Genomic DNA, 414 nt, shown 5'->3' with positions numbered 1-414 from the left:
CGGCTGTGGCGGTCAGGCCGACGACGATCGTGTTGACCCGTACCTGTGGCGCCCATTCGGCGGCCAGGCAGCGCGCCAGGTGGTGCAGGCCCGCTTCGGCGGCACCGTACGCGGCCGTTCCGGGTGAGGGGCGGCTGCCGCTGATGCTGCCGATCATCACGATCGCCCCGCAGGAGGCGGCGAGCAGCGGGTAGGCGCGCTGCGCCACCAGGAGCGGGGCCGTCAGGTTGAGGTCGATGACACGGGCGTGCAGGCGCGGCGAGGTGCCGTCCAGCGGCGCGTACGGCGACCCGCCCGCGTTGTTGACCACCACGTCCAGCCGGTCGAAGCCGGAGACGAGCCGGTCGACGTCCTCTGGGACGCGCACGTCGGCCTGGACGAACCGGATCTGACCGGCCGCGACACTGTCTCTTA

General features: G+C 72.5%; 1 protein-coding gene. It reads right to left on the bottom strand.

Going from position 1 to position 414, the window contains the following annotated elements:
- A partial coding sequence (locus GUY59_RS47200) for an SDR family NAD(P)-dependent oxidoreductase (protein ID WP_330849320.1) occupies nt 1–367 on the bottom strand: 367 nt, incomplete at its 3' end.
- Between the last annotated feature and the right edge of the window lie 47 nt (nt 368–414).

Source organism: Nonomuraea sp. K271 (genome assembly GCF_009908215.1).
In the GTDB taxonomy this organism is placed as follows: Bacteria; Actinomycetota; Actinomycetes; order Streptosporangiales; family Streptosporangiaceae; genus Nonomuraea; species Nonomuraea longispora.
The sequence above is the reverse complement of the archived record's forward strand: the minus strand, read 5'-3'. Positions and strand labels throughout refer to the sequence as shown.